The 24243-nt window shown below is 71.8% G+C and carries 24 protein-coding genes and 2 tRNA genes; 8 read left to right on the forward strand and 18 right to left on the reverse strand.

All coding sequences use genetic code 11. The features are described from left to right. Positions 1–1941 (forward strand): conjugal transfer protein TraG N-terminal domain-containing protein (locus PKC53_RS15955; RefSeq protein ID WP_324430374.1); only part of this gene is annotated, 1941 nt, incomplete at its 5' end. Here PKC53_RS15955 and PKC53_RS15960 read toward each other — a convergent pair. The 11 genes from PKC53_RS15960 to uvrC form a co-directional block, all read right to left on the reverse strand. After that, entirely contained in the window at positions 1942–2265 is a 324-nt protein-coding gene (locus PKC53_RS15960; RefSeq protein WP_324430376.1) for a hypothetical protein, read from the reverse strand. It lies immediately after the preceding gene. 149 nt (positions 2266–2414) lie between these two features. After that, positions 2415–3656, reverse strand: coding sequence for an integrase arm-type DNA-binding domain-containing protein (locus tag PKC53_RS15965; protein WP_324430378.1), 1242 nt, complete (start codon positions 3654–3656; stop codon positions 2415–2417). A gap of 172 nt (positions 3657–3828) precedes the next feature. After that, positions 3829–3904, reverse strand: a tRNA-His gene (locus PKC53_RS15970). A 44-nt stretch (positions 3905–3948) separates the two neighbouring features. Further along, positions 3949–5856 (reverse strand): SurA N-terminal domain-containing protein, encoded by a 1908-nt coding sequence (locus tag PKC53_RS15975; RefSeq protein WP_324430380.1) that lies wholly within the window; start codon positions 5854–5856, stop codon positions 3949–3951. A 197-nt stretch (positions 5857–6053) separates the two neighbouring features. Then, positions 6054–6129: transfer RNA gene (locus PKC53_RS15980), tRNA-Val, on the reverse strand. 140 nt (positions 6130–6269) lie between these two features. After that, positions 6270–6542, reverse strand: coding sequence for an HU family DNA-binding protein (locus PKC53_RS15985; protein WP_324430382.1), 273 nt, complete (start codon positions 6540–6542; stop codon positions 6270–6272). A 222-nt stretch (positions 6543–6764) separates the two neighbouring features. Then, a complete protein-coding gene (locus PKC53_RS15990; RefSeq protein ID WP_324430384.1) occupies positions 6765–7850 on the reverse strand; it encodes a tartrate dehydrogenase in 1086 nt (361 codons plus the stop codon). Next, on the reverse strand, positions 7847–8725 hold the full coding sequence (locus PKC53_RS15995; protein ID WP_324430418.1) for a DMT family transporter: 879 nt from the start codon (positions 8723–8725) through the stop codon (positions 7847–7849). Before PKC53_RS15995 ends, PKC53_RS15990 begins: the two co-directional genes overlap by 4 nt. A 35-nt stretch (positions 8726–8760) precedes the next feature. Further along, positions 8761–9327 carry a CDP-diacylglycerol--glycerol-3-phosphate 3-phosphatidyltransferase gene (pgsA, locus tag PKC53_RS16000; protein ID WP_324430386.1) on the reverse strand — a complete coding sequence of 189 codons (567 nt, stop codon included), beginning with the start codon at positions 9325–9327 and terminating at the stop codon, positions 8761–8763. Between the two features lie 40 nt (positions 9328–9367). After that, positions 9368–9853 (reverse strand): hypothetical protein, encoded by a 486-nt coding sequence (locus PKC53_RS16005; RefSeq protein ID WP_324430388.1) that lies wholly within the window; start codon positions 9851–9853, stop codon positions 9368–9370. 22 nt (positions 9854–9875) lie between these two features. Next, positions 9876–11843, reverse strand: coding sequence for an excinuclease ABC subunit UvrC (gene uvrC / locus PKC53_RS16010; RefSeq protein ID WP_324430391.1), 1968 nt, complete (start codon positions 11841–11843; stop codon positions 9876–9878). 35 nt (positions 11844–11878) lie between these two features. Here uvrC and earP point away from each other — a divergent pair, with 35 nt between their 5' ends. The 5 genes from earP to PKC53_RS16035 all read left to right on the forward strand — a co-directional run bounded on the left by earP (position 11879) and on the right by PKC53_RS16035 (position 17116). Further along, the gene (earP, locus tag PKC53_RS16015) at positions 11879–12967 is read left to right on the forward strand and encodes an elongation factor P maturation arginine rhamnosyltransferase EarP (protein WP_324430393.1); all 1089 of its coding nucleotides are present in this window, start codon (positions 11879–11881) and stop codon (positions 12965–12967) included. Positions 12968–13097: 130 nt separating this feature from the next. After that, positions 13098–13652, forward strand: a complete 555-nt coding sequence (gene efp / locus PKC53_RS16020) for an elongation factor P (protein WP_324430395.1) — start codon at positions 13098–13100, stop codon at positions 13650–13652. Between the two features lie 66 nt (positions 13653–13718). Then, positions 13719–14669 carry a heme-dependent oxidative N-demethylase subunit alpha family protein gene (locus PKC53_RS16025; RefSeq protein ID WP_324430397.1) on the forward strand — a complete coding sequence of 317 codons (951 nt, stop codon included), beginning with the start codon at positions 13719–13721 and terminating at the stop codon, positions 14667–14669. Then, a complete protein-coding gene (gene mnmC, locus PKC53_RS16030; protein WP_324430399.1) occupies positions 14666–16555 on the forward strand; it encodes a bifunctional tRNA (5-methylaminomethyl-2-thiouridine)(34)-methyltransferase MnmD/FAD-dependent 5-carboxymethylaminomethyl-2-thiouridine(34) oxidoreductase MnmC in 1890 nt (629 codons plus the stop codon). The genes PKC53_RS16025 and mnmC overlap by 4 nt, the downstream gene beginning before the upstream one ends. 261 nt (positions 16556–16816) lie before the next feature. Beyond that, a complete protein-coding gene (locus tag PKC53_RS16035) occupies positions 16817–17116 on the forward strand; it encodes a hypothetical protein (RefSeq protein ID WP_324430400.1) in 300 nt (99 codons plus the stop codon). 27 nt (positions 17117–17143) lie between these two features. Here the strand turns inward: PKC53_RS16035 and PKC53_RS16040 are convergent, their stop codons facing one another. From PKC53_RS16040 to PKC53_RS16050, 3 genes are all read right to left on the reverse strand, one after another. Further along, entirely contained in the window at positions 17144–17875 is a 732-nt protein-coding gene (locus PKC53_RS16040; protein WP_324430402.1) for a pyruvate kinase, read from the reverse strand. A gap of 18 nt (positions 17876–17893) precedes the next feature. Beyond that, positions 17894–18973 carry a pyruvate kinase gene (locus PKC53_RS16045; protein WP_324430404.1) on the reverse strand — a complete coding sequence of 360 codons (1080 nt, stop codon included), beginning with the start codon at positions 18971–18973 and terminating at the stop codon, positions 17894–17896. A 157-nt stretch (positions 18974–19130) separates the two neighbouring features. Continuing rightward, a complete protein-coding gene (locus PKC53_RS16050) occupies positions 19131–19388 on the reverse strand; it encodes a hypothetical protein (protein ID WP_324430406.1) in 258 nt (85 codons plus the stop codon). A gap of 64 nt (positions 19389–19452) precedes the next feature. On the opposite strand from PKC53_RS16050, the gene PKC53_RS16055 reads away from it, so the two are divergent. Next, positions 19453–19794: a hypothetical protein gene (locus tag PKC53_RS16055; protein ID WP_324430408.1), complete on the forward strand. Its 342-nt coding sequence runs from the start codon at positions 19453–19455 to the stop codon at positions 19792–19794. Between the two features lie 253 nt (positions 19795–20047). Here the strand turns inward: PKC53_RS16055 and PKC53_RS16060 are convergent, their stop codons facing one another. Both PKC53_RS16060 and rpiA read right to left on the reverse strand, forming a co-directional pair. Continuing rightward, positions 20048–20710 carry a hemerythrin domain-containing protein gene (locus PKC53_RS16060; protein ID WP_324430410.1) on the reverse strand — a complete coding sequence of 221 codons (663 nt, stop codon included), beginning with the start codon at positions 20708–20710 and terminating at the stop codon, positions 20048–20050. A gap of 387 nt (positions 20711–21097) precedes the next feature. Beyond that, on the reverse strand, positions 21098–21772 hold the full coding sequence (gene rpiA / locus PKC53_RS16065; RefSeq protein WP_324430420.1) for a ribose-5-phosphate isomerase RpiA: 675 nt from the start codon (positions 21770–21772) through the stop codon (positions 21098–21100). Positions 21773–21818: 46 nt separating this feature from the next. On the opposite strand from rpiA, the gene PKC53_RS16070 reads away from it, so the two are divergent. Further along, positions 21819–22859 (forward strand): quinone-dependent dihydroorotate dehydrogenase, encoded by a 1041-nt coding sequence (locus PKC53_RS16070; RefSeq protein WP_324430412.1) that lies wholly within the window; start codon positions 21819–21821, stop codon positions 22857–22859. Between the two features lie 30 nt (positions 22860–22889). Here PKC53_RS16070 and PKC53_RS16075 read toward each other — a convergent pair whose 3' ends face one another. Both PKC53_RS16075 and PKC53_RS16080 read right to left on the reverse strand, forming a co-directional pair. Then, on the reverse strand, positions 22890–23528 hold the full coding sequence (locus tag PKC53_RS16075) for a 3-oxoacid CoA-transferase subunit B (RefSeq protein ID WP_324430414.1): 639 nt from the start codon (positions 23526–23528) through the stop codon (positions 22890–22892). A 12-nt stretch (positions 23529–23540) separates the two neighbouring features. Beyond that, positions 23541–24243 (reverse strand): CoA transferase subunit A (locus PKC53_RS16080; RefSeq protein WP_324430416.1); only part of this gene is annotated, 703 nt, incomplete at its 5' end.

The raw sequence follows: 24243 nt of genomic DNA on the forward strand, positions 1-24243 counted from the left end.
GCCGACCTGATCCGCCAGAACGCGGTGCTGAATGCGATCAACGACACCAGCAACATCATCGGTCAGAAGGTGAACGACCCGGCGGCCATGGTGCTGGCCGTCGGGCGGGCGCAGTCCGTGGCGCAGCAGAACGCGGCCTGGCTGAACGCCGGCAAGGTCGCCGAGCAGGCGCTGCCGGTGTTCCGCAACGTGATCGAGGCCATCACCTACGCGCTGTTCCCCCTTCTCGTCCTGCTGATGCTGCTGACCAGCGGGCGCGAGACCATGCTGGCCTTCAAGGGCTACGCCGCGGTGCTGATCTGGATCCAGCTCTGGCCGCCGCTGTATGCCGTGCTCAACTACATGGCATCGATCTACGCCGCCTACGACCTCGCGGCGGCGGCTGACCTCGGCAGCGGCGCCAAGGCCCTGTCGCTGCAGACGGCATCGACGATCTACTCGCGGGCGATTTCCGGCGAGGCCGTGGTCGGCTACCTGGCCATCAGCATCCCCTTCATCGCCTGGGCGGCGCTCAAGCGGATGGAGACCTTCGGCACCGCGCTGGTGGGCGGTCTCTCGGGCCTGCAGTCGATGGTGGCCGGGGCCACGGCGGGTGCCGCCGCCGGCAACCTGAGCATGGGCAATGTCTCGATGGACCAGATCCGGCTCGCGCCGAACCGGACGTCCGCGTTCATGAGCAACTGGCAGAACGACATCAGCGGCAACACCTTCTCGTCGAACATGCTGACCGGCCGGACCGCCGTCAGCCTGCTGCGCAACCAGGGCTACGCGTCCCGGGTCGTCTCGATGCGCGTGAGCGAGCAGGATGTCCAGGACGCCAGCCGCCAGGTCGACGCAGCCCGAAGCGAGGCGGTCGCCGCCAGCACCGAACGTTCGGCGGTGCTGTCAGAGGCATTCACCAAGGGCTTGGCAAAGCTGAAGTCATCGCGAAGCAGCACGGGGTCGACATCCAGCAGCTTCGAGCAGTTGGGGCAGACGCTGAATCGGCTGGACCAGATCACGCGGAGCGTCGCCGACAGCACTGGCATGTCTCAGTCGCAAGTTGCAAACATTGCCTTCGGCGCAGCCGCACACCTGGGACTGAGCACCGCAGTCGCTGGCGGAAAGCTCAATGCCACAGCAGACAAGAGCTACTTGTCGGGCCTGACAGCGCAGGAGCAGAAGGTGCTCGGCAGCATGACCAGCGAGCAACTCAGCGAGTTCAAGCAGTTCGGCGATCGGGTGTCCAGAGATTCGAGCTTCTCTACTGCGGTTGCGGCCGACGCACGTGAAGCCACGGAGATCGCGTCACGCATCAATTCATCTGCCACCCGGACCACCCGTGCTGAAGCTGCGCTGGCGCAAAGAACCAGCTACTCCGAACGGCTGGCCACTGCGCTTGAGAGGGGCGAAGTCATCTCCATTGACCTGGCCCAGGATCCACATAACCTCGCCATGTTCACCCGCTACGCTGAGCAGTACGGCGGCACCAGTGCGGCGGCGCAAGCTCTCTTCGAAGCCGAACTCGCACGTCGAGCCCTCGGGCCGAATCGAACATTCACGGATGGGACTGGCGTACCAGTGACGTTCGGGTCACTCCCTCCCGAGCATCTTCGCCAGTCGGCAATCGTGGACTCGACGGTCGACGTACCCGGCATGCGCAAAGACTCTGATGCCGCCGTCAGGAGAACTCGCGGGAATCCATCGCCACCAACTGCACCCGCCGAGTCGCCGGAGCTCCGCCGAGATCAAATGCGAACTGAGGCGACGGCGCTTCGGCAACGCGCTGGAGCGCAGGCAGATCAGCTCGGTCGAAACATCGAAGCCGACCGAGCCGAAGACGGCACCCTCGTGCCGCGTAGGTCCTTGCTGAAGCAATCCGCCAAGCAGGTTGGCAAAGATGCCGCGACCACGGCCGAGAGCGCAGTTGATGCAGTCAAGGACCTCCTGAAGCGGAAGTAGTCAGGACAGCCGATCGGGATCGAACATGTGCTTGTCCGGATCGCCATCGGAAGGCTTCATGAAGGGCGGATGACCGCGGTCGCGCCAATAGTTGGCCGACAACGATCGTGGGGATGTCGATCCTGACGTGTCGATTGGCTCGTCGGTCAACTGACGGCGCTCAGCCCCCTCACGTCGACGAGCCAGAAAGGCCGCCACGGGCAGCGCGAAGAGAACTCCGACGAACGCCATCGTCACCTTCGTAGAGGTGTCATCGCCCGCCGCGGCGATCACGCCGACCACCGCGCCGAGAGCGACAACTGCAGCAAACAGGACCAGTCGCATGAGCGCCACCAAAGCTGTTAGCCATCGAAGTGTCGGACATTCTCTGGAGTGGCGCGGATACAAACGGTTCGTCGCTGCCAACGAGTACGGGCATCTTGGGCCATGGCTTCGTCCGCGAAGCCCCCTCCCTACACGATGCGCTATGGACCCTATGCGGCTTGCGCTGGGCGCTCTGCTGGGTGCCTCTGCCTGAGTTCGTCCAAGTAGTCCGCCCAAGCCTTCATCATGTCGCGCCGCTGCTCGATGAACTCCGCCCTGTCGTAGGCAGCGCCCAGCGGGCCGGACTTCCCATGTGCCAGCTGGGCCTCGATCACGTCCGGCGCCACGTTGAGTCGCTCCACCATCACGGTACGGGCCATCGCCCGGAATCCATGGGGAGTCATCGTCTCGTTGTCGAAGCCCAACCGGCGCAGGGCAACACGCACCGTGTTCTCACTCATCGGCCGCTTGGCACTGATCAGGGACGGAAACACGTATCGCCCTCGGCCGGTCAGCGGCATCAGGTCCTTCAGAGCGTCCACAGCCTGGCTGGCGAGCGGAACCAGATGCGGTCTTCCGTTGATCTTCTCCCGCTTTGTCCGCTTCATCTTGGCGGAGGGTATCGCCCACATCCTTCCCTCGAGATCCAGTTCAGCCCACTCCATCTGCCGGATGTTCCCTGGCCGCTGGAAGAGCAGCGCCGACAGAAGCAGTGCCGCCCGGGTGACGGGGTGACCGTGGTAGCCGTCGATCGCGCGCATCAAGTCGCCGACCTGATCGGGCTCGACGATCGCCGAGACGTGCCTGGTCAGCACCGGCTTCAGTGCGCCGCGCAGATCGGACGCGGGACTGCGCTCACAACGTCCGGTGGCCACGCCGTATCGAAACACCTGCCCGCAGGCTTCCAGCAGGGAGTGAGGTAGTTCGCGCGTGCCACGTGCCTCGACCCGCCGCAGCGTCTGCAGCAGCATCGGTGCGCCGATCTGGGACAGCGGAAGCTTGCCCAGCCAGGGAAAGATGTCCTTCTCGAGGCGCTCCATCCAGCGCTTGGCGTAGTGATCGCTCCAGCCGACCTTCTTGGTCGCGTGGAACTCGCGCGCGGTCACCTCGAAGCTGGCGTTGGCGTCGAACCGGGAACTGAGACGGTCGACCTGCCTTGCGAGCACCGGGTCGATGCCTGATTGGTGTTGCTTCCGCGCATCGTCTCGAGCGGCCCGAGCATCCTTGAGGCTGACCTCAGGGTAGCAACCCAAGGAGAGGCGCTTCTCTTTTCCGTCGAAGTAGTACTTCCAGAACCAGCGCTTGGACCCGGCGCCGGCAACTTCGAGGTAGAGACCACCTGAATCGGTCGCCCGTGCGCGGGCTTTGCCCTCTGGGCAGATCGCGTTCTTGCACTGCTTGTCGGTGAGCATAGGGGAACAAAGCTCCAAATGGCATGACGAACGCCATTTGTTCCCCTACATGTTCCCCTACTTGCGCTGCGCTGCCGTGGGACGGCAGGAACCTTCCTGACTCAAGCGACCGGCTAAGTCGTTGATTTGGCGGGAAGTTCGGTCCGGCATGGGACCTGATGAAACGCTGGGATGGGGTGGCTGATGGGACTCGAACCCACGACGACCAGAATCACAATCTGGGACTCTACCAACTGAGCTACAGCCACCGCAGAGCGCGAGATTATAGACGCCCGGGCGTCGCGCCGGGTGCTCAGCGCGCCGGTGCCGACGCCGCGTCGGCGGCCGCCTTCACGTCGACCTTCTGCCGGCGCTTGAGCGCCTCGTAGTACGCCTGCGCCTCGGCCGCGGCCCAGGCCTGCGCATAGCGCGGCTGCAACTGCGCGCGCTGCGGCGCGTCGGCCGCAGGCGGTTGCACCGAGACCAGCCGCACCACCGCGTAGCCCTGCGTGCCCAGGTCGACGCCCATCACCGCCGGCAGCGACTTGGTGTCGGCGCGCAGCACCGCGTCGACGACCTCGCGCGCCTGCCCGCGCGGGTCGTCGCGCGAGACCGTGACCGGGGCCGGCAGCCCGGCGGTGCTCCCGCCCTTGAGCGCCTCGACGCGCGCCTCGCCCTCCTTGCGCGCCAGCGCAGCGGCCTGCTGCGCCACGACGCGCTCGCGCACCTGCGCGCGCACCTCGTCGAGCGGGCGCAGGCGCTGCGGTTCGTGCTGCAGCACGCGCGCGGCGACCAGCTGGCTCGGACCCGTTTCGATGGCGTCGGTGTTGCGCTTGGTGCGCAGCGACTCGGCGGCGAACACCGCCTCGAGCAGCGACGCCGAGGCCAGCGGCCCGGTCGCGCCGGGTGCCGGGGTGCGCTGCACGGTGGCGGTCTGGCGCTGCAGGCCGAGCTTGTCGATGACCGGCTGCAGCGTGTCGGGCTGCTCGTAGACGGTGTTGCTGAACTGCTCCGCCACCTCGGCGTACCTGCGCTGGGCGAGTTGGCGGCGCACCTCATCGGCGATCTCGGCGCGTACGCTGTCGAACGGGCGGCGTTCGCCGCCGCGCACCGCTTCGAGGCGGATCACGTGGTAGCCGAAGTCGGTCTCGACCACCGGGCTGATCTCGCCCGGTTTCATCGCGTAGACCGCGTCCTCGAACGGCTTGACCATCGCGCCGCGGCCGAAGAAGTCGAGGTCACCGCCGGCGGCTGCCGACCCCGGGTCGTCGGACTGCGTGCGCGCGATCTCGGCAAACCGCGCGGGGTTGGCACGCACCTCGGCGAGGATCGTCTCGGCCTTGGCCTTGGCCTTCGCACGCGCGTCGGCACCGGCGTCGCGGTCGGCCTTGACGAGGATGTGGCTGGCACGGCGCTGCTCGGCCTGCGTGTAGCGCGCGGCGTTCTCCTCGTAGTAGCGGCGCAGGTCCTCCTCGGCGACGGTCAGGTCGCGCGCCAGCGTCTGCACGTCGAGCACCACGTACTCGATCTGCGCCTGCTCGGGGGCACGGAAGCGCTCCTGGTGGGCCGGGTCGTTGTAGTACGCGGCCAGATCGTCGTCGCTGGGGTTCACGCGCGCCACGTAGTCGTCGGCGGCGAAGGTCTGCACCTGCACCTCGCGACGCTCGAGCAGCGCGTCGAGCGCCAGCCGAGCGGCCTGCGCCGCCGGCGTCGGCGTCGCGGCGACGCCGTCGACCACCTGCTGCAGCGTCAGGTCGTAGCGCAGCCTGCTCTCGAACTGCTCGACGCTCATGCCCTGCGCGGACAGCAGGTCGCGGTTGATGCGCCCGTCGGCCTGGCGCAGGAACGCCAGCTGCGGATCGTTGACGAAGCTGCGCTGCAACCGCTCGTCGGTGGTCACCAGGTGCAGCTGCTCGGCGGTGCGGCGCAGCACCTCGTCGCGGATCAGGCCGTCGAGCGTCTCCTGCTTGAGCTGCGCGCTGTCGAGCAGCCGCGGGTCGAGCCCGGGCATCTGGCGGCGCAACTGCTCGGCGCGGCGCTGGTGCGCGGCGTCCCACTCGGCCTGCGTGATCTTGCGCCCGCCGACGGTGGCCACCGTGCGGTTGGACGGGTCGTTGAACTGGGTGTAGCCCTGCACCCCGAAGAACACGAACGACGGGATGATCAGGATCACCAGCACGAACAGCAGCAGGCGGGTGTGGGAACGGATGAACTCGAACATGGACGACCTCGGCGGCGGACACGGCATGCCCTGCCAGAGACGTGAAAGGCGAACCGGAGTTCGCCTCGACGACGTGCGCGCGCGGCCCGGCGGCGCGTGCCTCGATGCCGTTGCGCGGGCATCGACGATGCTTCATTCTAGCCGCCACGCGGCACGCGGCCAGCGGCGGCGGCCCGGCGCGCGACGGCGCGTGCAGATGGTGGGTGCTGACGGGCTCGAACCGCCGACCTACGCCTTGTAAGGGCGCCGCTCTACCGACTGAGCTAAGCACCCGCTGCGCCCTCGCGCGCCACTTCGGTGGGCCGCGATCGCCGCACCCGCTCCGGCGGTGCAGCCGACTGCCGGCCACCGACGCGCGCCCGGTGTCGCCGGTGTCGAGCAGACGCGCCCCCGCGGCACGCCGCAAGCGAAAGCTACTTTATAGCGTCCTTCAGCGCCTTGCCCGGGCGGAACTTCGGCACCTTCGCCGCCTTGATCTTGATCGTCGCGCCGGTGCGGGGGTTGCGGCCGCTGCGCGCGGCGCGCTTGGTCACCGAGAACGTGCCGAAGCCGACCAGCGACACCGAGTTGCCCTTCTTCAGCGTCCCCTTCACGCCGCCGATCACCGCTTCCAGCGCTCGCGTCGCCGCGGCCTTCGAGATGTCAGCCTGCTTGGCGATGTGATCGATCAGTTCAGCCTTGTTCACGAAGTTGCCCCCTCAGAAGGTCTCTCGTTGCTGGCATCGCGACGGGTGCGGCGGCCACAGTGGCCGCCCCGGGACCGAGGCGACGATTACAGTCCGCTGCGCCGAACGGTGTCAAGCGCGGGACGCGGATTCTAAGCGCGCACCAGCCCGCGCGAACGCGGGTCGGGCGCGCTGCGGGAACTCCCTGTGCGCCCGCCGCGGCGATGCGTGCAGCGCTGCACGTTAAAGCGCCTGTTCGACCGCGTGGCCGACGTCGGCGGTGCGCGCGCTGCCGCCGATGTCGGGCGTGCGCGGCGCACCGCTGGCGGGGTCGAGCACGCGCTCGATGGCGCGCACGATCGCGTCGTGCGCGTCGCGGTGACCGAGGAAGTCGAGCATCAGCGCGGCGGTCCAGATCTGGCCGATCGGGTTCGCGATGCCGCGCCCCGCGATGTCGGGCGCCGATCCGTGCACCGGCTCGAACAGGCTCGGCCACCTCCGCGTCGGATTGATGTTCGCCGACGGCGCGATGCCGATCGTGCCGGTGCACGCCGGGCCGAGATCCGACAGGATGTCGCCGAACAGGTTGCTGGCCACCACCACGTCGAACTGCTGCGGCCGCTGCACGAAGTGCGCGGTGAGGATGTCGATGTGGTAGCGCTCGACGCTGACCTGCGGATAGCGCCGCGCCATCGCGTCGACGCGCTCGTCCCAGTACGGCATCGTGATCGCGATGCCGTTGCTCTTCGTCGCCGAGGCCAGCTTGCGCCGCGGTCGCTTCATCGCCTCGTCGAAGGCGTACTGCAGCACGCGGTCGACGCCGACGCGCGACATCACCGTCTCCTGGATCACGATCTCGCGCTCGGTGCCCTCGTACATGCGCCCGCCGACGCTCGAGTACTCGCCCTCGGTGTTCTCGCGCACGATCAGCATGTCGATGTCGCCGGGCGCGAGCGGCTGGCCGTGCCGGTCGACCAGCGGCGAGCGGATGCCCGGCATCAGTCGCGCCGGCCGCAGGTTGACGTAGAGGTCGAACTCGCGGCGCATCTTCAGCAGCGAACCCCACAGCGACACGTGGTCGGGCACGCTGGCCGGCCAGCCGACGGCGCCGAAGAAGATCGCGTCGAAGCCCGCGAGCCGGTCCTTCCAGTCGTCGGGCATCATCTGCCCGTGCTTGGCGTACCAGGCGCAGCTCGCGAAGTCGAAGTGCTCGAGCTGCAGCGCGATGCCGAAGCGCCGCGCCGCCGCGTCGAGCACGCGCAGCCCCTCGGGCACCACCTCCTGGCCGATGCCGTCGCCGGCGATCACGGCGATGCGGTGCGTGCTCATGCGGACTTCTCCCTTCGGGCGACCGGCTCGCGCACCACCAGCGCGACGCCGACCGCGGTCAATGCGATGCCGGCCAGCACCGGCAGGCCCAGCGCCTCGTCGAACAGCCACCACGCCAGCAGCGCGGTGCACGGCGGCACCAGGTACATCAGGCTCGCGACACGCGTGGCCGCGCCGCGCTGGATCAGCAGGTACAGCAGCGAGCTGCCACCGAGCGTGAGCACGAGCACCGACCAGGCCATCGCGCCGATCAGCTCGGGGTGCGGCACCACCGGCTCGGCCTCGAGCAGGGCCAGCGGCGCCGTCACGACGAACGCGGCGACGAGCTGGATCGTGTTCGCGGTGCGCACGTCGCACGGCGCGACGAAACGCTTCTGGTACAGCGTGCCGGCGGTGATCGACGCCAGCGCCAGCAGCGACAGCGCGAGGTTCGGCGGCGTGACCTCGCCGAGGCCGAACTTGCGCCCGACCACCAGCACCAGCCCGGCGAGCCCCAGCCCCAGCCCCAGCCACTGCCGCGCGCTGACGCGGTGCTCGTGAGCGGCGCCACCCAGCGTCAGCGACACCCACAGCGCGGTCAGCACCGGTTGCAGCCCGACGATCAGCGACACCGTGCCGGCCGGAATGCCGGCCTTCACCGCGGCCCACACGCCGCCGAGGTAGCCGGCGTGCATCAGCGCGCCGGTGACGCCCAGGTGCAGCCACTGTGCCGGCTCGCGCGGCCACGCCGGCTTCGCCCACGCGATCCACACCGCGAACGCGCCCACCGACAGCGCGTAGCGCCACGCGAGGAACGACAGCGGCGGCGCGTGCGGCATGCCGTAGCGCGCGACGACGAAGCCGGTGCTCCAGATCAGCACGAACACCGCCGGCATCGCGCGCAGCAGCACGGCGTCGCTCGGCGAGCCGTTCACCGGACCTTGGCGCGGATCTCGGGCAGCGCCTTGCGCAGGTAGTAGGCCATCGACCACACCGTGAGCACCGCGGCGATCCAGATCAGCGCCGTGCCCCACAGCCGCGTGTCGACCACGCGCAGCACGGCGCCGTCGTACAGCAGGAACGGGATCGCCGTCATCTGCGCCGCGGTCTTGAGCTTGCCCAGCATGTGCACCGCGACGCTGCGGCTCGCGCCGATCTGCGCCATCCACTCGCGCAGCGCCGAGATCGCGATCTCGCGTCCGATGATGATCAGCGCAACGAACACGTCGACGCGGTCGAGATCGACCAGCACCAGCAGCGACGCGCAGACGAGGAACTTGTCGGCCACCGGGTCGAGGAAGGCGCCGAACGACGAGGTCTGATTCAGCCGCCGCGCCAGCCAGCCGTCGAGCCAGTCGGTGAGCGCGAACACGACGAACATCACCGTCGCGATCAGGTTGCACGTCGCGCGGTCGAACGGCAGGTAGAACACGCCGACGATCAGCGGGATCGCGACGATGCGCGCCCAGGTCAGCAGCGTCGGCAGGGTGAGGAACATGGCGGGCCCATTCTGCCGGACGGCGGTGCGACGGCGTGCGTCATCGGTCGAGCGTGCGCGGCTTGAAGCGGCGGTCGTCGTCGAACAGGAACACTTCGACGAAGCTCCACGGCCGCGGCAGGTGCGCCACCTCGCCGAACGGCGCCGCGCGCCGCACCGCGTCGATCGCCAGCTGCACCGTGTCCTTGGCCTGGCGCGGCTCGCGCAGCACCTTGATGCGGCGCACGCTGCCATCGGCGTTCAGCTCGACCTCGAGCACGGGAATCGCCAGCAGCGGGTCGGGCACCGCACCGCCGTAGGTCAGCGTCGGGTTCGCCGCCACCAGCCGCTGCGCGGCGTTCCACCTGTACTCGTCCCAGTGTCGCGCACGCGCCGGCGCCGGCAGCGAAGGCGGCGCCACCGACGGCGGCGCCGGCCGCTGCGGCAGCGGCGGCGCGGTCGGCAGCGGCGGGCGCGTCGGCGCGCAACCGGCCAGCACCAGCGCGGCGAGGCAGGCCAGCGCGCGCGTGCGGCGGGCGCCGTGCACGGGCCGGCGCGGTGACGGCGCATCAGTGCAACGCACGGTAGATCTCCTCGGCCAGTTCCTTCGAGATGCCGTCGACGCTGGCCAGGTCGTCTACGCTCGCGCCGGCCACGCCGCGCACGCCGCCGAAGCGCTGCAGCAGGCGCGCGCGCTTCTTCGGCCCGACGCCGGCGATGTCCTCGAGCCGGCTCGCGCCGGTGCGCACGCGCGCGCGCTTCGCGCGCATGCCGGTGATCGCGAAGCGGTGCGCCTCGTCGCGGATCTGCGCCACCAGCATCAGCGCCGCCGAGTCGGCGCCGAGCCAGACCTTGTGGCGGCCGTCGGCGAACACCAGCTCCTCGAGGCCCACCTTGCGTCCCTCGCCCTTCTCGACACCGACGATCAGCGACAGGTCCAGGCCGAGCTCCTCGAACACCTCGCGCGCCACCGCCACCTGACCCTTGCCGCCGTCGATCAGCACGACGTCGGGCATCGCCGCGCTGCCGGCGGCCACGCCCTCGGCGAGCTTGGCGTAGCGACGCGTCAGCACCTGGCGCATCGCCGCGTAGTCGTCGCCGCCGGCGATGCCCTCGACGTTGTAGCGGCGGTACTGCGCCGGCTGCATCTGGTGCTGCTGGTAGACGACGCAGCTGGCCTGCGTCGCCTCGCCGGCGGTGTGGCTGACGTCGAAGCACTCGATGCGCAGCGCGTCGAGGTCGGGCACGTCGAGCGCCAGCGCGTCGGCCAGCGCGCGCGTGCGCTCGCGCTGCGAACCTTCTTCGGACAGCAGCCGCGCCAGCGCGATGTCGGCGCCCTTGGCCGCCATCTCGAGCCAGATCCGCCGCTGCTCGCGCGGCTGGTGCTGCGCGACGACCTTCACGCCGGCCTGCGCGCCCAGCGCATCGACCAGGGCCTTGTCGACCGCGTGGCTGGTGACCAGCGACGGCGGCACCGGCTGCCCCAGGTAGTGCTGCGCGACGAAGGCGTCGAGCACCAGCGCTTCGGGCGAGGCGATGCGTCCGGCCTCGTCGTCGCCGAACGCGGCGGCGTCGTCGACATGGGTCGGGAAGTAGGCGCGGTCGCCGAGGTGGCGTCCGCCGCGCACCATCGCCAGGTTCACGCAGGCGCGCCCGCCGCGCACGACGACGGCCAGCACGTCGACGTCCTTGTCCGCGGCGCTCAGGCTGCTCGCCTCGACCGCCTGCTGGTGCAGCACGCGCGACAGCGCGCCGATCTGGTTGCGCAGCTCGGCCGCCTGCTCGAACTCGAGCACCTCGGCGTGCGCCATCATGCGCGACTGCAGCTCGTCGAGCACCTCCTGCGTCTGCCCGAGCAGGAAGCGTTCGGCGGCGGCGACGTCGCGCGCGTAGTCGCCCGGCGAGACGAAACCGACGCAGGGCGCCGAGCAGCGGCGGATCTGGTACAGCAGGCACGGCCGCGAGCGGTTGGCGAACACGGTGTCCTCGCAGGTGCGCAGGCGGAACACCTTCTGCAGCAACTGGATCGACTCCTTCACCGCCCATGCGTTCGGGTACGGGCCGAAGTAGCGGTGCCGGCGATCGACCGCGCCGCGGTAGTAGGCCACGCGCGGGAATCGCTGCGCTGGCGGCGCGTCGGCGGCGTCAGCCGGCTTCGCGCCGGTGATCTTCAGGTACGGGTAGCTCTTGTCGTCGCGGAACAGGATGTTGAACCGCGGGTCGAGCGCCTTGATCAGGTTGTTCTCGAGCAGCAGCGCCTCGGCCTCGCTGCGCACCACGGTCGTCTCCAGGCGCGCGATCTTCGACACCATGTGCCCGATGCGCGTGCCGCCGTGGTCCTTGTGGAAGTAGCTGCCGACGCGCTTCTTCAGGTTGCGCGCCTTGCCGACGTAGAGCACCGCGCCGGCGGCGTCGAAGAACCGGTACACGCCCGGCAGGTGCGGCAGCTTCGCGACTTCGCCGAGCAACCGGTCGCGCGCGGCCGTGCGTGCCGTGCCGGCGCGGGCCTCGGTGTCGCTGTCGGCCGTGTCGTCCATCGCCGCCGCATTGTCGTCGCTTCGATAATCGGCCGATGCACGCGCCGCACTGGGACCTGTTCTGCCGCGTGGTCGACAACTTCGGCGACATCGGCGTGTGCTGGCGACTCGCCGCCGACCTGGCCTCGCGCGGCCGGCCGGTGCGGCTGTGGGCCGACGACGCGTCGGCGCTGGCCTGGATGGCGCCGGCCGGCGCCGCCGGCGTCGACGTGCACCCGTGGAACGACAGCGCCGGCGCCACGCCGGGCGACGTGGTCATCGAGGCCTTCGGCTGCGACCCGCCCGCGGCATTCGTCGCGCGCATGGCGCGGCGCACGACGCCGCCGACCTGGCTCAACCTCGAGTACCTCAGCGCCGAGGCCTGGGTCGAGCGCTGCCACGGCCTGCCGTCGCCGCAGCTCGCGGGGCCGGGGCGTGGTCTGGTCAAGCACTTCTTCTATCCGGGCTTCACGCCGCGAACCGGTGGCCTGCTGCGCGAACACGACCTGATGGCGCGCCGCGCCGCGTTCGACCGCGGCGCGTGGCTCGCCGCTCGCGGCATCGCGCCGCGGCCGGGCGAGGCACTGGTCAGCCTGTTCTGCTACCCGCACGCGCCGCTGCCGCTGCTGTGGCGCGCGCTCGAGCGGCAGGCGGCGCTGGTGCTGCTGACGCCCGGCGCCGCGCAGGCGCTGGCCGCGCGCCACCCGCCGCCGCCGGGCGTGCGCACGCAGCCGCTGCCGTGGCTCACGCAGGTCGACTACGACCACCTGCTGTGGAGCTGCGACCTGAACCTGGTGCGCGGCGAGGACTCGGCGGTGCGCGCGATGTGGGCCGGCACCCCGTTCGTCTGGCAGCTGTACCCGCAGCACGACGGCGCGCACGCGGCCAAGCTCGACGCGTTCGTCGACAGCTTCGGCGCGCAGGCTGCCTCGCCGCCGGCGCTGCGCGACTGGTGGCGCGCGTGGAACGCGCTCGACGACGGCGCCGGCGTCCCCGCGCCGTCGTTCGAGGGCTGGGGCGCCAGCTGCCGTCGCTGGCGCGACCGCCTGCTCGCGCAGCCCGACCTGTGCACCCAGCTGCTCGCCTGGGTCGAGCACCGGCGATGCGCGCCCGCGCCGGCCGGCACTGGCCCGGCGCCGGGGTAGAATCGCCGACTTCGCGCAGACCGGCGGGCCGCCCCGCCTGAGCGCCCCCCCCGGCTCCCCGGGCGCGGCGCACGCTCCAGGCAACGTCCGCAGCGGCCGGCGCCCGCCCTCCCCACGCCACCTCCTCGTCATGAAACTCGCTCAGGAAATCCGTGCCGGCAACGTCATCATGCAGGGCAAGGACCCGATGGTCGTGCTGAAGACCGAATACAGCCGCGGCGGCCGCGGCGCCGCCACGGTGCGCATGAAGATGAAGAACCTGCTCAACGGGGCGGGTGCCGAAGTCGTCTTCAAGGCCGACGACAAGATGGACCAGATCATCCTCGACAAGAAGGAGTGCACCTACTCCTACTTCGCCGACCCGATGTACGTGTTCATGGACACCGAGTACAACCAGTACGAGGTCGAGGCCGAGAACATGGGCGACGCGATCCAGTACCTCGAGGACGGCATGCCGGTCGAGGTGACCTTCTACGACGGCAAGGCCATCTCGGTCGAGATGCCGACCACCGTGGTGCGCGAGATCGAGACCGAGCCGGCCGTCAAGGGCGACACCTCGGGCAAGGTGCTGAAGCCGGCGCGGCTGAAGGGCACCGGCTTCGAGATCGCGGTGCCGCTGTTCGTCGAGAGCGGCGACCGCATCGAGATCGACACGCGCACGCACGAGTACCGCAAGCGCGTCTGACGCCGCGACCCCCCTCCGCGCGGGCACCTTCGGGTGCCCGTCGCCGTTTCTGGGCATGATGTGCACGTGAGCTTCGACTTCGACCACGCGGTCGTCGCGCCGTTTCGCATGCAGCCGGGGCTGCGGCGACTGCACGCCGGCGCGGCGCAGCTGACGCCGGCGCGGCCGGGTGCGCGCCACCAGCGCGAGAAGCTGGCGGTGCTCGGCGCGTTCGCGCCGCAGGCGCTGGTGGCCGACCCACGCTTCGACCCGATGCCGGCGCTGCACGCACTGGCCGCGCACGCCGCCACCGAGCACCCGCGGCACTTGGCGTGGGACGGTGTCCGTGCGCGTGCGCTCGGCGTCGCCGTCGACGCCGCCGGCGGCGTCGCTCACGAGAGCGCCGGCGCCTTCGGCCAAGGCGACGAGGTGGCGCGCTGCCTGCGCGCGCTGCCTGCCGGCTGGCGCCTGGCGGGCCTGCTCGCGCTGGCGTTCGAGGAGGACTTCGCCGTGGTCGACGGCGAGCGGGGCACGATCCCGTGGCTCGCCGTCGCGCTGCCGTCGCAATGGGCCCCCGAGGCCAAGGTCGGTCGCCCCTTCGCCGAGGTGCACGCGCCGGTGGCCGACAACGAACGCCTGCTCGCCGCCGGCGCGCACCTGCTGCGGCTGGTGACCGGCCCCGAGCGCTGGGAGCGTTTCGTCTGGACGGTCACGCCGCACCCGCGGCTGCATGCGCACCCGGCGCGCGTCGACTCCTGGCCGGTGACCACCGGCGCGGCGACGATCGCCTCGCAGGCCTGGTGGCGCACCGAGCGCCAGACCTTCATCCCGCTGCCGGCGCTGCGGCAGGCGGTGTTCACGATCCGCGTGCAGGTGCTGCCGCTCGCGCAGGCGATCGACGCGCCGGCCCGGGCCGCGGCACTGCACGACGCGATCGCGAGCATGAGCGACGCGGTGCTCGCGTACCGCGGCCTCGCGGGCGTGCGCGACACGCTGCTCGCGTGGCTGCGCCGGCGTGCCGACGCGCCGCGCGCATGAGGTTCGCGCCGATCACGCCGGCGCGCATCGCGTTCGGCGACGACGGCACGCCGCATGCGCCCGACTTCGGCGACGTCTACCACGCGCGCGTCGGCGCGCTGGCGCAGGCACGCCACGTGTTCCTCGGCGGCAACGCGCTGCCGCAGCGCTGGCAGCGCCGCGCACGTTTCGTCGTGCTCGAGACCGGGTTCGGGCTGGGGCACAACTTCCTCGCCACCTGGGCCGCGTGGCGCGACGACGACGCGCGCTGCGAGCGCCTGTGGTTCGTCTCGATCGACAAGCACCCGCCGGCGCGCGCCGACCTGCGGCGCGCGCACGCCGCGTCGCCGCTGCCGGCGCTGTCACGCGAACTCGTCGCCGCGTGGCCGCCGCTCACGCCCGACCTGCACACGCTGGCGTTCGACGGCGCTCGCGTGATGCTGCGGCTGGCCTTCGGCGACGTCGCCGCTTGGCTGCCGCAGCTCGTCGTCGAAGCCGACGCGTTCTTCCTCGACGGCTTCGCACCCGACCGCAACCCGGCCATGTGGGACCGCCGCGTGCTGCGTGCGCTGGCCGGCCGCGCCGCGCCGGGCGCGACGGCGGCGACGTGGAGCGCCGCGCGCGAGGTGCGCGATGCGCTGGCCAGCGCCGGCTTCGCCGTCGAGCGCGCACCCGGCTTCGCCGGCAAGCGCGAAATGACGGTGGCGCGTTACGCGCCCGCCTTCGTGCCCCGGCGCTCGCGGACTCCCGCACGCGAGGCCCCGGGCGAAGCGGTCGTCGTCGGTGCCGGCCTGGCCGGCGCGGCGGCGGCCGATGCACTGGCCGCCGCCGGCTGGCAGGTGACGGTGTTCGACCGCCACCCGAGCCCCGCCGCCGAGACTTCGGGCAACGCGGGGGGCCTGTTTCACGGCAACGTGGCCGCCGACGACACGCCGCACGCGCGCGTGCTGCGCGCGGCGGCGCTGGAGGCGGCACGCGTCTACGCGCCGTGGCTGCGCGACGGCGTCGTCACCGGCGCGGCCGCCGGCCTGTTGCAGCGCGCCGGCGCCCTCACGGCGGCGGCGATGCGCGAGCGACTCGAGCGCCAGGGGCTGCCTCCCGCCTACGCGCAGGTGCTCGACGGCGCCGCGGCGAGCGACCTCGCCGGCGTGGCGTTGCACGGCCCCTGGTGGTGGCTGCCGGGCGGCGGCTGGCTCGCGCCGGCGTCGCTGGTCGCGCGCTGGCTCGCGCACCCGCGCATCGCCTGGCGCGGTGGCGCGGCGGTGCAGGCGCTGCGCCGCGACCGCGATCGCTGGCAGGTGCTCGACGCCGGCGGCCGCGTGCTCGCCACGACCGCCACCGTGGTGCTGGCGAACGCCGCCGACGCGCTGCGCCTGCTCGACGATGCGGCGTGGCCGCTGCGCAGCAGCCGCGGCCAGGTCACGCTGCTGCCGCGGCACGCGCCGTCGCTGCGGCGCCCTGCCGTGCCGCTGGCCGGCGACGGCTACGTGCTGCCGCTGCCCGACGGCCGCACGCTGTGCGGCGCGACGCGCGCCGCCGACGACCCCGACGCCACGCCGCGCGCCGCCGACCACGCCTACAACCTGCGGCGACTGCAGCGCCTCGTCGGTGCCGCGCCGGCGCTGGACCCGGCCGCGCTCGACGGCCGTGTCGGCTGGCGCCTGGCCGCGCCCGATCGCCTGCCGGTGATCGGTGCCGTGCCTGCGCCCGGCGCCCGCGCCACGCGCGTGCGCGACGTGGCGCGCGCCGACGGCCTGTTCGTCTGCACCGCCTTCGGCTCGCGCGGCATCACCTGGGCCCCGCTCGCCGGGGCGCTGATCGCGTCGTGGGCCACGGGCGACCCGTTCCCGCTCGAAGCCCGCCTCGTCGACGCGCTGGACCCGGCACGCTTCGCCGTCGCCCGCTGATGTGCGGTCCCGTGGCAGTCGCGCGACACCGGCGCCGAGCCGGTGCGCCCGCCCGGCCCGGCGAGTCGGCTCGAACACGCTGCGCGGCATGTCGCGAAGTTGCAGTCGAGCGGATGCACGTTGCGGGTCCGACGCCGTCGGGAATCGGCCCATGGAGTCGCCGGCGACCGGCTGCTTCATGGCAACCCAGCCGGAGTGATCGGGCGCTGACGGGCCGCGCCGCCGACGCAATGGCGCCGGCGGCGGATCCGGCAGTCCGTCGTGGCCGCCGTCGATCTGCTCGAAGATCACGCGGCGCAGGCGTCGGCCCGAGGCGTCGGAGAGGATCGCGAAGCCGCACACCGGCCGCGGCCCGTGGCAGACCGTGCCTTCGGTCGGTGTGTCGCGCAGCGCACGGGCACGGTGGCGCCGGCCGACGCCATCGACCAGCGTGATGCTCTGGCTGAGGGCGTTCGCGATCCGGTAGTGCGCCATGGCTGCTCCTCGCCGAAGAACCTGTCGCTCGGCATAGGCGGGATGCGTGACGGTCGGATCCCGGCGACCGGGCGCGGCGGACGGTGAACGACACCGGTCGTGCCGGCCGCGCGCTCACCAGGACCTCAGCGCCCTCAGCAGTGGCCGCTTCTTCGCCTGGTGCGTCTGCATGCGGCGCACGATGTCGTCCAAGGCGCGGATCGCGTCCTCGATGTACGGTCCCTTGTTGAGCATCACGCACTCGGCGCGCCCGCCCATCGCCGCGTCGGTGATCTCGGCGCGCGACGGGCGGCCGGTCTTGGCCAGCGTCTCGAGCACCTGCGTGGCCCAGACCACCGGCACGTGCGCGGCCTCGCAGGCCCACAGGATCTCTTCCTGCACTTCGGCCAGGCGCTCCCAGCCGCACTCGACGGCCAGGTCGCCGCGCGCGATCATCACGCCCGCGGCCGGCGCCTCGAGCGCGGCGAACAGGATCTCGGGCAGGTTCTCGAAGCCGCGCCGGGTCTCGATCTTGAGCACGATGCCCATCGCGCCGGCGCCGAGCGCGGCCAGGCGCTCGCGCAGCTGGCGCACGTCGCGGGCCGACTGCACGAAGGACAGCCCGACGAGGTCGGCGATCCGCACCACGGTCTCGAGGCCGGCCTCGTCCATCGCGGTCAGCGCCGGCAGCTCGAGCGTGGTCTCGGGCAGGTTGATGCCCTTGTCGCCGGCCAGCCAGTCCCCGCCGGAGCGCGCCGAAGTGATCCGCAGATCGACCGCGGCGCCGCGGTGTCCGCCGACGACGGCACCGATGCGGCCGTCGTCGAACCACACCGCCTGCCCCTTGCGCAGCGCGTGCAGGGCCACGGGCGGCGTGATCGGCACCTACGCCGGCTGGCGCTCGCCGCCGGCCGCGCGGCCGACGCCGTCCTCGGTCAGGCGCAGCCGGTCGCCGCGCTGCAGGCGGATGCGCGCCGGCGGCTCGGGCAGGTCAGAAGGGTGGGTGATCGGCCCGTTGTGCTCGCGCCGGCGCTGCTGCAGCTGGGTCTGCGCGCCCAGATACACCGTCTTGCGCGTCTCGAGCAAGGCGGCGCCGTCCGCCCGCGACGTCACCGTGAACCGGCGTCGGGCCGAACGGGTGTCGACGCAGTCGACGATGTCGCCGTCCTGCAACCCGGCGAGCCAGTCGGCGTCGACCCCGACCGCGGCGTCGGCGCCCGGCACTTCGCGCCTTGCGCCCGCCGGATACACACCCAGGCGCGCCGGTTCGACGACCACGCCGCGCAGGTCGCGCCGCGGCTGCAGCTTGAGGATGGCCGGCCCGGGTTCGATCGGCCCGGTGCGCAGCTTGGGACCACCCAGGTCCGTCAGCACGCGCACCGGCCGGCCGGCGGCGACGGCCGCCGCGCGCACATGCGCGGCCATCGCCTGCCAGGCTGCCGCGTCGTCGTGGGCGCAGTTGATGCGCGCGATGTCCATGCCGGCCGCGACCAGCGACACGGCCCGCGCGGGCTCGGTCGCCGCCTCCGACGGCAGCGTGACCATGATGCGCACGCGCCGGCCCTCGGGCGACGGACCGAACAGCGCCTCGGCGTTGCGCTCGAGAAGCGCCGAGCCGCGCCGCACCCCCACCGGTTCGTCGTCGTGCAGCGCGCGCCAGGGCAGGCCGGCGATCGCGTGCAGCAGCCCCAGCACCTTGTCGACGCTGGCCAGCACATGCGGCTCCGAGCGGCCGAGCGAGGACAGCCCCAGTATCGTCAACCGCGCCTGGAGCGCACGGACGTCGACGCGCCGCATCGCGAGGTAGTGCATCAGGTTGAGTGCGCTCGCGGCGTGGCTCGGGTCGGCCGCCGCGATCCGCTCGGGGTGACGCTGCGCCAGGCCGACCATCGTCGCGCGCAGCGTGCGCCACTCGCCGATCAGCGCGCGGCACTCCTCCAGGCTCCAGGGGAGTGCGGCGGACATGGGGGCGGGGATCCGGTGACGCACGGCATCGGATGACCGGGCCACGGGCGGCGCCGGCGCTCCCCTCGCCGTTTGCGCGGAGCATCGCATCGGCCTTTGACCGCATCATGACGGCCGGCCCGCTGGGGGATCGCCGGAGCCTGGACGGTGCGACGTCCTACGACATCCACACCCCGCGCGCGAACGGCCCGAGGGCCCAGCGCTCGGCCGCGTCGAGCGCCGCCTCGACGTCGCGCCAGGCGAGCAGCGAGCGAGGGGCGAGTCCGCAGGCGACCACGGTCGCGTAGGTGGCGCGGCAGGCGTCGAAGGCAGGTGACACGGCCGCGCGCACCGCATCGCGCTGGGCGGCCAGCCACAGTTCGCCGTCGAGCACGCGGGGCGCCGGCGTCGGGTCGGTCAGGGACATCGCAGGCATGGTGGCGCTTCTCCGGACGCGCAGCATACGCCAGTCAAGGGTAAACCCCCAGGCGCACTCGCCCATGCTTGGCGAGCCGCTGCGGGCCCTGCACGATGGTGGCCGGGCAAGGGCGGCGCTTGTCTGGGTCGCCATCCTCGTCCTCTGGGCCGCCGGAGAGGACATGCACACCGGTCACCGGTCCGCGCCCGCGCGGACACCCACACTCGGCGCCTCGGCCACCGTCCGGCAGATCCGCCCGCTCGGGCTCGCCTGCGTCGAAGACGAGGACGGCCGCGCGTGGACCCTCACTCGCAGCACGCAGGGGGTCGACTTCGACCGCGCCGCCGCCGGCCAGCGGGTCCGGCTGACGATCGACCTGTACCGCAACGCGGCGTTCGTGGTCGAGTGCCGGCCGACGAGCTGAGGAGCGCCGCGCACGCCCCGGCGCCGCAGGGCCAGGCCGATGCGCCGAACGCCGGCGCCTTCGTGGCCATCGCCAGCAGTCCCGGAACTCCCGGAAACTGCGACCCATGGGATTCGTTGCCGGAAGTTCGCACCATCGGCATTCACCGCGCAGAGCGAGTGTTCATGCGGGTCGCAGCGGTTCTGCAGGGCCGACTGGGGACTCACCCGGGGGTCGCTGCCGAGCGCGGTCGAGACGCCCATCGCCGCAACGATCAGTCGATGGCGTCCCTGTGGCGGAACTCTTCCCACTCGAGCTCGGACCACCACTCGGCCTCGAGTCCGTCGCAGGTTTCGCCGTGGGCCCGACACAGGAAACAGCCGTCGCCGCGCACGAGCACCTCGTCCTCGATCGGCGGGTAGCGCACCAGCAGCGCCGCGGCACCGTCGCGCGCGGCCGCCTCTGCCTCGCTGATCGGCCGATCCGGCAGTTCGCGCACCGCGCAGCGGCGAAGCCGCTCCTCGGCCTGCGGGTACAGCACCGAGTTCTCCGCGTCGATGTGACGCCAGAGCGCGCGCGAGTAGCGTGTCGCCAGCGTCCGAAGCCGGTCATGGTCGTGCCCGGACTGCGGTCCGTGGTCGAGAAGCGGCGCCATCTCGCGCAGCCACGTCGCCAATTCGGCGTGCTCGCGCCCGAGGGCGTAGACGGGTCCGCGGTCGGCCGGCAGCTGCGCTTGCGTCACCAGCGCGCGGAACAGCACATGCTCCTCGCGATCGTGATGGAAGTGGCCGGCGAACTCGGTGAAGAACGCGGCGAACCGGCGGCCGTCGTCCGGATCTGCAGTCCCGTCGGCGAGGCCGGCGACGTACGCGCGAAACGAGCCGAGCACCCGATCGATCAGCGCGTGTTCGTCCTGGAGCGTGTCGAGCAGCTTCATCGCCGGTTCACCGAATGGATGCGCGCGGGGCACCGCGAGTCCAGCCAGCGTGCGGCGCGGTCGACCCGGGTCGCCGAAAGGTAGCACGCCGAGCCTCGCACCGCTTCGCCCTCGAGCGCCGCACGACACCGCGGGTCGCAGAGCGTGCGCGCATCGCATCGCGGCCCGATGCCGCCGCGCGTGGGCATGCTCGGCCGTGCCCGTCACCACCTTCGGATCGCCGCCTGCCGGCGCGCGACGTGCGCTGCCGGCGGCTCGTTCAGGTGCCCGTGCTCACGTCCCGCCGGCGGTACCGGCACGTGGCCTCGACGGCGGCTCGCGGCGCGCAGCCCCACCGCGGATCCGGTCGCGGGACCGTCGAGTGCGCCTGCACTCGGGTGCGGCCGGTCAGAACACCAGCGTGCGCACGCCCTCGGAGGTGCCGAGCAGGCACACCGACGCGCGGTGGCGCGCGAAGATGCCGCAGGTCACGACGCCGGGCCACTGGTTGATCTCGTCCTCGAGCCGCCGCGGCTCGGCGATCACCAGGCCGCGCACGTCGAGGATCGGATGCCCGTTGTCGGTGAGCACCGCCGCGCCCTCGCCGTTGCGGCGCAGCGTCGCGGTGCCGCCCTGCTCGGCGAAGCGGCGCGCGATCTGCGGCGCGGCCATCGCGATCACCTCGACCGGCAGCGGGTAGCGCCCGAGCACGTCGACGAGCTTGCTCTCGTCGGCGATGCACACGAAGCGTTCGGCGAGGTCGGCGACGATCTTCTCGCGCGTCAGCGCGGCGCCGCCGCCCTTGATCATGTGGCCGCGGCGGTCGATCTCGTCGGCGCCGTCGACGTACACCGGCACGCGCTCGACCTGCGTCGTCTCGTAGACGGCGATGCCGTGGCGGTGCAGCCGCTCGGTGCTGGCCTGCGAGCTCGACACCGCGCCGGCGATGCGGTCCTTGACGGTGGCCAGCGCGTCGATGAAGCGGTTGACCGTCGAGCCGGTGCCCACGCCGATGATCGCTCCGCCGGGCACGTGGTCGAGCGCGGCGCGGCCGACGAGGGCCTTGAGTTCGTCCTGGGTCAGCGGCATGGCGGCGAGCGGTCGAGGGCTGCGGGACAATCGATCCATTATGTCGCTCGTCCCCTACGCCCTCGCCCGCCCGTTCCTGTTCGGCCTCGACGCGGAGCGGGCGCACGACCTGACGCTCGACGCGATCGCGATGCTGCAGAACACGCCGGCGCAGTGCGCCTGGGCGCAGCCGCGCATCGACGACCCGGTGACCGTGGCGGGCCTGCGCTTCCCGAACCGCGTCGGCCTCGCCGCGGGCCTGGACAAGAACGGTCGCTGCATCGACGGGCTCGGTGCGATGGGGTTCGGCTTCATCGAGGTCGGCACGGTCACGCCGAAGCCGCAGCCGGGCAACCCGAAGCCGCGCATGTTCCGGCTGCCGCAGGCCGGCGCGCTGATCAACCGGCTGGGCTTCAACAACGACGGGCTGGCCGCCTTCGTCGCCCACGTGAAACGCGCGAAACGCTTCCGCACTGCGGGCGGCATCGTCGGCTTGAACATCGGCAAGAACGCGGCCACGCCGATCGAGCGCGCCGTGGACGACTACCTGATCGGCCTGGCCGGCGTGTACCCGCACGCCGACTACGTCACGGTCAACGTGTCGAGCCCGAACACGAAGAACCTGCGCACGCTGCAGAGCGACGAGGCGCTCGACGCGCTGCTCGCGGCGCTGCAGTCGCGCCGCGGCGAACTCGAGCGCGAGCACCGCCGGCGCGTGCCGATGTTCCTGAAGATCGCCCCCGACCTCGACGACGCGCAAGTCGACCTGATCGCCGCCACGTCGAAGCGCCACGGCGTCGACGGCGTGATCGCGACCAACACCACCGTCGCCCGCGACGCGGTGCAGGGCCTGCCGCACGCCGACGAAGCCGGCGGGCTGTCGGGGCGGCCGGTGTTCGAGCCGAGCAACCGCGTGATCCGCCGCCTGCGCGAGCGGCTCGGCGCCGCGTTCCCGATCGTCGGCGTGGGCGGCGTGATGAGCGGCGCCGACGCACGCGCCAAGCTCGACGCCGGCGCCGACCTGGTGCAGCTCTACACCGGGCTCATCTACCAGGGGCCGGCGCTGGTCGGCGAAGTCGCGCGCGCGCTCGCCGGGCGCTGAGCCGCGGCCGCGAGCGGCTTCGCGCCGACGTCACTGCAGCGGCACGCCGGTCTTGCTCTGCAGCTCGTCGCGGGTGACGCCCGGCGCCATCTCGACGACCTTCAGGCCGTGCGGCGTCACGTCGATCACCGCCAAGTCGGTGATGATGCGGTCGACCACACCGACGCCGGTCAGCGGCAGCGTGCACTGCGGCAGGATCTTCAGGTCGAACGTGCCGTCCTTCTTCCTCGCGACGTGCTCCATCAGCACCACCACGCTGCGCACGCCGGCGACCAGATCCATCGCGCCGCCCATGCCCTTGACCATCTTGCCGGGGATCATCCAGTTCGCCAGATCCCCCTTGGCGCTGACCTGCATCGCGCCGAGGATGCTCAGGTTGATCTTGCCGCCGCGGATCATCGCGAAGCTGTCGTGGCTGCCGAAGATGCTGCTGCCGGGGATCGTCGTCACCGTCTGCTTGCCGGCGTTGATCAGGTCGGGGTCGACCTCGCTGTCGTCGGGGAACGGGCCGATGCCCAGCATGCCGTTCTCGCTCTGCAGCCAGACCTCGATGTTCGGGTCGACGAAGTTGGCCACCAGCGTCGGCAGGCCGATGCCGAGGTTGACGTAGAAGCCGTCCTGCAGTTCCTTGGCCGCGCGCGCGGCCATCTCGTCGTGGGTCCAGGGCATGGTCTGTGCTCCTCAGCCTTTGGGGTTCTGCCGGGTGGTGCGCTTCTCGATGCGCTTCTCGGGATGGGCGTTGAGCACCAGGCGGTGCACGTAGATGCCCGGCAGGTGGACCGCGTCGGGGTCGAACGTGCCGGTGGGCACGATCTCCTCGACCTCGACGACGCTGATCCGCCCGGCCATGATCACCGCCGGGTTGAAGTTGCGCGCGGTGCGGCGGAACACGAGGTTGCCGCTCTCGTCGGCCTTCCAGGCCTTGCCCAGCGACACGTCGGGCACCAGCGCGTGCTCCATCACGTAGGTCTTGCCGTCGAACTCGCGCGTCTCCTTGCCCTCGGCGACCATCGTGCCGACCCCGGTGCGCGTGAAGAACGCGGGAATACCGGCACCGCCGGCGCGCAGCTTCTCGGCCAGCGTGCCCTGCGGCGTGAACTCCAGCGCGAGTTCGCCGGCCAGGTACTGGCGCTCGAACTCCTTGTTCTCGCCGACGTAGCTCGAGATCATCTTGCTGATCTGCCGCGTCTCGAGCAGCTTGCCCAGCCCCAAGCCGTCGACGCCGGCGTTGTTCGAGACCACGGTGAGGTTCTTCGCGCCCGAGTCGCGCAGCGCGTCGATCAGCGCCTCGGGAATGCCGCACAGGCCGAAGCCGCCGACGGCCAGCAACTGGCCGTCGCGCACGATGCCCCTCAGCGCCGCGTCGGCACTGGGATAGAGCTTG

It is taken from the genome of Azohydromonas sp. (assembly GCF_035325925.1).
Taxonomy (GTDB): Bacteria; Pseudomonadota; Gammaproteobacteria; order Burkholderiales; family Burkholderiaceae_C; genus Calidifontimicrobium.